The 6,103-nt window shown below is 36.8% G+C and carries 4 protein-coding genes; 1 reads left to right on the top strand and 3 read right to left on the bottom strand.

From position 1 onward, the window contains the following. Positions 1–99 precede the first annotated feature (99 nt). Positions 100–363 carry a DUF3493 domain-containing protein gene (locus tag AFK68_RS14740; RefSeq protein ID WP_094673456.1) on the top strand — a complete coding sequence of 88 codons (264 nt, stop codon included), beginning with the start codon at positions 100–102 and terminating at the stop codon, positions 361–363. A 930-nt stretch (positions 364–1,293) separates the two neighbouring features. Here the strand turns inward: AFK68_RS14740 and AFK68_RS14735 are convergent. The 3 genes from AFK68_RS14735 to infB all read right to left on the bottom strand — a co-directional run bounded on the left by AFK68_RS14735 (position 1,294) and on the right by infB (position 5,884). Then, the gene (locus tag AFK68_RS14735) at positions 1,294–1,524 is read right to left on the bottom strand and encodes a hypothetical protein (protein WP_168186483.1); all 231 of its coding nucleotides are present in this window, start codon (positions 1,522–1,524) and stop codon (positions 1,294–1,296) included. 334 nt (positions 1,525–1,858) lie between these two features. Further along, entirely contained in the window at positions 1,859–2,020 is a 162-nt protein-coding gene (locus AFK68_RS36850; RefSeq protein WP_168186482.1) for a hypothetical protein, read from the bottom strand. A 735-nt stretch (positions 2,021–2,755) separates the two neighbouring features. After that, a complete protein-coding gene (infB, locus tag AFK68_RS14725) occupies positions 2,756–5,884 on the bottom strand; it encodes a translation initiation factor IF-2 (RefSeq protein WP_094673454.1) in 3,129 nt (1,042 codons plus the stop codon). Positions 5,885–6,103: the final 219 nt, after the last annotated feature.

Raw genomic sequence — 6,103 nt, 5'->3', positions numbered from 1 at the left:
ACTTGTAACTATTAAAATTTTTTATTAATTATCTTATAAAAGATTGCACTCCCTGATTAATGCTATTAAAAATATTGATTAACTCTGTTTCTTAACACTATGCCAACTCCAAACTCAAACAATTCTCACGGTCAAACTAAACTCGATCCAGAAAAATATGCTCGCCTAAAAGCTGAACTAGATGCTCCCTATCGAGGATTACGAAAATTTATCTATGTGGCTTTTGGAGCTTCTGGTTTTATTGGAGCTTTTATTTCTTTCGCCAAAATTATCGCTGGCCAAAATATTGGCTCTGCTTTTTCTAACTTTGCTTTACAAGTTGGAGTTATGGCTTTGATGATTTGGCTGTTTCGTTTGGAGTAAGGGCTTAAGATTTTTAATATAGCACTATGCAAATAGGGCGCGGACATTTATTAAGATCCCGCGCCGTTCCATCGCTCACCTGGTAGCGCTCCAACTAGCTCACCACTTAGTCAGGGATCACTCCTGACTTCTGACTTATGACTTCTGACTTCGTTAACGCCCTTCTGTCTCCAAGTCATAAAAGTTTACATTTGGCAACAATGATATATATTTGGCCATAAAAATATAAGAAAATAAAGAAAATATTACGAAATCACCGATCCCTGTAAAGTTATTGTCAAATAATATATATAAATTTTCGGCCAGGTTTTCGCTGAATTGNACTTCGTTAACGCCCTTCTGTCTCCAAGTCATAAAAGTTTACATTTGGCAACAATGATATATATTTGGCCATAAAAATATAAGAAAATAAAGAAAATATTACGAAATCACCGATCCCTGTAAAGTTATTGTCAAATAATATATATAAATCAATTGAGGTCAGCTCATATAAAGACCTTAAACTTTAATTGGGGTTAACTAATATAAAGACCCTAAATATAAAAAATCTGTTTTTAAAAGCAAAATGCCTAGTTCTAGATGTGTAGAACTAGGCATTTTGTGATTTACTACTGTTTTAAGAATTAAGGCTTGCTGATTAAATCTAAAAGCATTTATATATATATAAATTTTAGCATTTGCGTGTGGGAAAAAAGTGCAAGCTTTTGATCCCTTAAGCTTAAAATCTGAGGATTTTGAGCAGACAAGGGTGGAAAAGTTGAGGGACAATTCTTCCGACTACATTCTCTGTAATTCCCCTAACTCTTAACTCCTGACTCCTAACTCCTAACTCCTGACTTCTACCCCTACAAAAAGACTTTTTCAGCAAACCCTAAATTATGGCAAAATTAAAAAATTAGCCAGGAGAACTGTAATATAGCTTACTTTTTTTTAGTAAGCTAGTGTTTCCAGAGTTTCTCGTAAATATAAACTAACTTGTCTATCTAAGGGTATATTTTGTTGCTGATTATTATTAACATTACGTTCTAATTGCCATCTCTGAAATCCTGAAGTTAAAGCGATCGCTTGCTTCAAACTATCCCAAATCCGAGATTCTGCCTCATTTTTTTTAATTGCCTTGGCTGAGTTATTCTTCCCAGAAGTAGCATTAAAATTACTCATAACATTTACCTAATGAATAAAGGACACACTTTTAGTGCTAAAATTTCTGATATTTCAGCTTCCTCTTTAAAGATAACTCACTAGCCATAAACCAGACATTCCTATCAGATTATATATGTCATCAAATCTTGACTTTTAGATTCGATACTGACTCAAAAAAAATCAATTTGACAAAAGAATTTTAGAAATAATTTAGAAGGCTTGAAATATTTTAGGTATGATTTTTACTATAATAAAAATAAACCCTTACTTTGATAAATCCTGTATAGAATATTCCTCTATGCCTCGTGAATCTTGAGTTATACCAATAATCCAAATTTATACCAAACATTTATCAAACTGGTATTATTTCTCTGTAGTTTGTCCAAATCAACCATAGTGATAACCAAGGAAACATTACCCCCTGGAGATAAATCACCCCATCAATTAGCAACTTCCAAAAATTATCCCCTACTTGCCACTCTGCAAGGTAATTTTGGTCTATCTCTAGTTGCAATATTATAATAAATACAAATATAGCAGTCCTATTTTATTTGTGTATAAAAACCTTACCGCTTTTAGGCCACAGGGAACAGTGAACAGGCGGGAGTTTTAAGTTGTTGATCTACTTTTTGATTACCCGCAACCTATTTAGGGTTTGCTGAAAAATTATTATGGGTAAGGGTAGTAGTCCTAGGGGTGATTTCCGTTCCGGAATACTTTCCTTCGGAATGCTCTGCAAACGTAAACGCGTAATTAGGAGCATGACCTAGGAAATAATCCGTACAGGAGAAGTGGGAATTATAGAGGAGGCAGGAGGAAGAATAGTAAGAGTGATTTTTTGGCCTCGCGTCTACCCAAAATGCTAACCTTTTCGGCTTTATCAATCAAAAAGCTGGTACTTTTTCCAGAGATAAAATTGCTCAAACCTTTATCNCGTACAGGAGAAGTGGGAATTATAGAGGAGGCAGGAGGAAGAATAGTAAGAGTGATTTTTTGGCCTCGCGTCTACCCAAAATGCTAACCTTTTCGGCTTTATCAATCAAAAAGCTGGTACTTTTTCCAGAGATAAAATTGCTCAAACCTTTATCTGTCATTGCTTTGATATTTAATCAGCAAGCCCTATTTAGGATTGCTATACTTTATCTAATTCTGTGTAGTTATTTAGATAACATTAAATTTGAGTCAAACATAGTACTTTGTAATTTAACGGAAATTGCATCAAAGCAATTTCCGTCTAATGCTAACTATTTTAGGTAGATAGTTTCCGACGCTTAGTTACCATTTGGTAACCTTCAATTATATCTCCTTCACTCCAATTACTAAAGCTGTCGAAACTAATACCACATTCATAGCCTGCGTTTACTTCTTTAACATCATCCTTCATACGTCTGAGGGAGTCTAATATACCTTGGTGTATAACTTCTCCATTGCGACGTACTCGCACTTTGCAATTACGGACAACTTTACCAGATAATACATAGCAACCTGCAACAGCACCACGGTTAATTGTAAACACAGCACGGACTTCTACTTCACCTAATGGCTCTTCTACTAGCTCAGGATCTAATAGACCTTCCATTGCCCCTTGGATATCATCCAAAAGTTTGTAGATAACATCGTATTCTCTAACATCTACTCCAGCAGCATCTGCAGCCGGACGCGCTCCTGATGCCATGGTCGTATTAAAGCCAATAATCACAGCTTCACTAGCTGCTGCTAAGTCAATATCCGTTTCTGTCACTTCTCCAGCTCCAGAAAGTAGTAACCTTAGTTGCACTTCCTTTTGAGGTAGTTGTCGTAGAGCTCCAACAATAGCCTCTATTGAACCTTGAACATCTGCTTTTAGTATCAAGTTGAGTTCTTTAAGTTCTCCTTCCTGGGCACGAGCTGAAACAGCACCCAAACTGGTTCGGCGCATAATTCGCGATTCTCTTTTCGCATCTGCTCTTTCTCCAGTAATAGCTGAAGCTTCTTTTTCATTCTCTAACACTTCAAACTCATCACCAGCTTGAGGCACATCTCTCAGACCAAGAACTTCTACCGCAAAAGATGGACTAGCTTGATCTACTCGATCGCCTCGGTCATCTATCATTGCCCGTACTTTTCCATAAACGGAACCAGCAACTACAATATCTCCTACTTTTAAAGTTCCATTTTGTACTAATAAAGTAGCTATTGGACCTCTAGCTTTATCCAAATTGGCCTCAATAACTGTACCTTTGGCCAAACGTTCTGGATTAGCTTGTAAATCTTCTACCTCTGAGACCAGCAAAATCATTTCCAGCAAAGTATCCAAATTTTGTTTCTGAATAGCACTAACTGGAACCATAATTGCATCGCCACCCCACTCTTCCGGTACTAGACCATGTTCCATCAATTCTTGTTTAACACGGTCTGGGTTAGCTTCTTCCTTATCAATTTTGTTAATTGCTACAATCAGTGGTACTTCTGCAGCTTTAGCATGACTAATAGCTTCAATAGTTTGTGGTTGTACCCCATCATCTGCGGCGACAACCAAAATAGCAACATCCGTAACTCTTGCCCCCCTAGCTCGCATTGCCGTAAAAGCTTCGTGACCAGGAGTATCTAAAAATACTACTTGCTGCATCTTGCCTTCATGTTCCACGTCAACATGGTAGGCCCCAATATGCTGAGTAATACCACCTGCTTCCCCTGCTGCTACTTTAGTTGCACGAATAGAATCTAGGAGACTGGTTTTTCCATGATCGACGTGTCCCATAATTGTTACAACTGGAGGACGACGTTCAAGACTTTCCAGGTCTGCATCTTCCAGCATTTCAGTAATTTTCTTGGCTGCTGATTGCTCTTCTGGAATTTCTATAGGTATTCCTTCCTCCTGTACAACCATTTCTATGGTAGGAATATCTAAGCTTTCAGTAATATTGACTGCGATGCCTTTCATAAACAGTCTTCTGATAATCTCTGTTTCAGGCACTGCTAAAGCTAATGCTAATTCCTGGACTGTCATGGAAGCACTAATAACTAACTTTTCTACAGGTTTTAGTTCAGCAGGTTGAGTTTGTTCGCTACTTTCAGACTTGACAGATTCACGAGATTGACTAGATTTCTTTTTAATGTTGGAAGTATTGCTACCAGACTGAGGCTTATTTTTTTCCGTAAAACTTTTTGGTTTTGCCGGACGAGCTAAAGATAAACTCATTGTTACTGGTGCAGGCTTATTCAAAAGTTCTGCTAATTCTTCATCTTCATCTTCCAGCATAGGTTTTGGACGAAGACGTTTGGCCTTAGCAGTAGATTTAGCATTTTTCTGGGCAATTTCGTTGGGATCTTCTTCTTCTTCATCCCACTTTGAACCTTTCTTCGCTTTCGCTAAAGTCGGCTTATTTGGAGCTATTGCTTTTCGTCTTGGTTTTTCTAAATCATAATTTACAGTTTCTATAACATTCTCTTCTTGCTCTTTTGCTTCCACATCTACAACAATATCTGTTGATTCTTCTGTCACAGATGTTGTTAGTTTGGGCTTAGGTGCAAGTTGAGGTTTCTTTTCTTGCACCTGCTTTAGTTTAACTGTAGGTTTCTCTCGATGTTTTGGTTTTGCTTGAGGGGAAGTTTCAGGAGCTGGAGGAGATGTTTTTACACTTTCTTTATCTCTATGGGGAGTATCTTTATTGTCTTTTTTAGATACAAAGGGCTGTTTTTCAGCAGGCTTTTCTTCTTTGTCTTTTCTTTTTTTACCTTCTTGTTTTGGTTTTTTGTTTTTTTGATTTGGCTTACTAATGCTAGTATTTCGTGGATTTCGATTTAAGCTAGGAGGAGCTGGCCTTGCTGGTGGAGCTACTAGCTTTGGCACTTCTGCTGTTTGCTTTTCCGTAGTATCTTTTTGATCGGGAGTACGGTCTTTGTTTAATGGTTGATTCGGATGTTGTGCCAGAGAATTATTGCCTACTTCTAATCCAGATTGATCTTTTACTACCTCTGACTTCACGGGAGAATTTGGCCTTGGTCTACTGGGTGCTTTAAGTTGGTTATCTAATACTGAAGGATTTGGAGGAGTTGTCACTAAATTATTATCTATTTTGCTGTAATTTTTTTGTTGAGATTTTTCTAATAATGGTTTAGGTTTGCGTATTTCTAGTATCTGTTGTTTTTTCTGTTCGTTATAATTTGCAGTTGAATCTGATGAGTGAGAGTTACTTTTTTCTGGAGCAGCAGACTTACTGGGAGAGTGGGGTAAGTTTTCTGCTGTTGTGCGAATTAGTTCTGCTTCTGATTCTGTAATAGTGCTACTATGACTCTTCACTGATATGTTGAGCCTTTGACAAACTGCTAATATATCTTTGTTATCCAAATTCAATTCCTTTGATAATTCGTAAATTCTTACTTTTCCATTGTTCATCCACTCTAACCTCTCTTTAAAATATCTATTTTTACATTGCCATAATCTTGATTTAAGGACTACACTAAAATTATACTAGCTTTATGTTCAGTTTTGTGCCTGAAAAGGTTTTTTTCAGTTTTTACCTTAGCAGTTTCCACACTTGGAAGTAATTGCTTGGTAATTTGAGCTATGATATTTTTTATCATCAAAACTAATCATTATTTTCAGATAGTTAAT

It is taken from the genome of Hydrocoleum sp. CS-953 (assembly GCF_002260545.1).
Taxonomy (GTDB): domain Bacteria; phylum Cyanobacteriota; class Cyanobacteriia; order Cyanobacteriales; family Microcoleaceae; genus Trichodesmium.
Note: the sequence above shows the minus strand (reverse complement) of the source record. Positions and strands in the feature narration are given on the sequence as shown.

Excerpts from the sequence above, each read along its gene's own strand:
- infB (WP_094673454.1), bottom strand. The coding sequence starts at position 5,884 with ATGAACAATGGAAAAGTAAGAATTTACGAATTATCAAAGGAATTGAAT.
- AFK68_RS14740 (WP_094673456.1), top strand. The coding sequence starts at position 100 with ATGCCAACTCCAAACTCAAACAATTCTCACGGTCAAACTAAACTCGAT.
- AFK68_RS14735 (WP_168186483.1), bottom strand. The coding sequence starts at position 1,524 with ATGAGTAATTTTAATGCTACTTCTGGGAAGAATAACTCAGCCAAGGCA.